This is a genomic window from Candidatus Thiosymbion oneisti, assembly GCF_900092655.1.
In the GTDB taxonomy this organism is placed as follows: Bacteria; Pseudomonadota; Gammaproteobacteria; order Chromatiales; family Chromatiaceae; genus Thiosymbion; species Thiosymbion oneisti.
The window spans coordinates 1-2039 of the sequence record NZ_FLUY01000960.1 but is presented as its reverse complement, the minus strand read 5'-3'; the positions used below and the strand labels follow the sequence as shown (position 1 = coordinate 2039).

The following is a 2039-nucleotide window of genomic DNA, read 5'->3' as shown; positions in this document are numbered from 1 at the left end:
ACTGATTAACTTGGTTTCTACTTCGGTAAGTTGGACCGGCTTTGGTCTGAGAACCATGGTTGACTCCTCATCGTGCTCGTCGAAGATAGGGAATAGTTTAACAAATACAGAACGTTAGGTGTTAACTTAATGGCATTGAGTTAATAGGAGACTGAGATTATGGCACAAATAGACGAGGCTCCGACCACCGATGAGATTATTCGAGAAGTCAGGGCCACCAAGGAAACCCTGGCGCGATCCGTGGATTACGACATCCAGCGTATTTTGAAGGACGCGCGCAGGCGGCAACGATCAAACGGCAGAAAAATCATAGCTGCACCTATTCATTCTCACCTTCCCGACGAACGCCTTGAACGCGGATGCTAATCATGAAACTCCCCTATGGCATCGCCGATTTCTATGCCCTGATTACGGAAGGCTATTTTTACGCCGATCGTACGGACCGTATCGCCTTCATCGAAGAAGCGGGTAAGCATCTGCTATTCCTGCGTCCGCACCGGTTCGGCAAGAGCTTGGTGCTCTCGATGCTGGAAAACTATTACGACGTGGCAAAAAGCGACGAATTCGAACGGCTGTTCGGACATCTGGAGATTGGCCGAAACCCCACACCGCTGCACAACCGCTATCTCGTGATGCGCTGGGATTTCTCCGCGGTGATGACCCATGGGGACACCGAGGCCATCGGGCGAGCCTTGTATAACCATATCAATGCCTGCGTGCGAAGTTTCATCACGCACTATCATGACATTTTGCCCCAGACGGTCGAGATCCATCCCGAGGATGCCCTGTCATCCTTTCAATCCGCCATCGACGCCGTAAACCGAACGCCCTACAACTTCTATTTGTTCATCGACGAATACGACAACTTCGCCAACGAGGTCATGGCCGCGCAACTGAATGGCGGACAGGACCGCTACGCGACGCTGGTCCATGGCGAGGGGATACTGAAAACGGTATTCAAGACGATCAAATTCCTGGGCAGTGGGCAGGGTCTGGATCGGGTATTCATCACCGGGGTGTCGCCGGTGGTCATGAACGATATCAGCAGCGGTTACAACGTCGTCAAAAACATTTCCCTGCGTCCCGAATACCATGATCTGTGCGGTTTCCATGAAAGCGAGGTGGCCGGTGCGCTGGAAAAAATCGGCGAGGAATGCGGATTGGCGGAGGCCCAGGTGGCGGAGGCCCTTGTCATGATGCGCACCTTCTACAATGGCTACCGCTTCGGCTACGGGGACGGCCCCCTGCTGTACAACCCCACCCTGGCCCTGTATTTCTTCGATGAATACAGCCGTGATTGCGCCTATCCGCGGGCCATTCTCGACAGCAATTTGGCCATGGATCGCAACCGCATCGAGTACATCGCGGCGCTCCCCCACGGCGACGAACTGGTTACCAGGGCGCTCGATCCCACCAATCCGCCCTTAATCGGCGAGTTGGCCGACCGTTTCGGCGTCGAGGACATGCTGAAGGCCACTAAAGACCAACCCTTCCTGGCCTCCTTGATGTATTACTTAGGGATTTTGACCATCACCCATCGGGATGCCATGGGTCGATTGACGCTGGGCATACCGAATCTGGTGATCCGGCGTCTGTATGTGGAACGTATCCGGGACGCCACGCTGCCGGAATACGAGGATCGCGAAACGTCCCGCAGTGCCGCGGAACACTTCTACACCAGCGGCGACCTCGAGCCCCTGTGCGCGTTCATCGAGAATCGCTACTTCCAGGTATTCGACAATCGGGACTATCGCTGGAGCAACGAGCTGGTAGTCAAAACCGCGTTCCTGGTCATCCTCTTCTCCGACACCTTCTATATCATGGACTCGGAGACGGCCATCGATACGGGCTATGCGGATCTGAGCATGATCGTCCGGCCCGACATGCGCCGGTATCAGCTGCTGGATCACCTGCTGGAATTCAAATACGTACCGCTGAAGGCGCTGAACATGAGCAGCGAGGAACTCAACCACTACCAGCTGAAGCTGGTAGGTTGGGCCACTAAAGTGGCCCTCGGCGGACTCAACCGCCGACTGAAG

General features: G+C 55.1%; 2 protein-coding genes. Both read left to right on the top strand.

What is annotated here, in order from left to right:
- Positions 1-159 precede the first annotated feature (159 nt).
- The gene (locus tag BQ17_RS09835) at positions 160-366 is read left to right on the top strand and encodes a hypothetical protein (protein WP_089726609.1); all 207 of its coding nucleotides are present in this window, start codon (positions 160-162) and stop codon (positions 364-366) included.
- A 2-nt stretch (positions 367-368) separates the two neighbouring features.
- Positions 369-2039: AAA family ATPase (locus BQ17_RS09830; RefSeq protein WP_141699212.1), on the top strand; the 1671-nt coding region annotated here is incomplete at its 3' end.

Coding starts and splice junctions, on each gene's coding strand:
- BQ17_RS09835 (WP_089726609.1), top strand. CDS start 160: ATGGCACAAATAGACGAGGCTCCGACCACCGATGAGATTATTCGAGAA.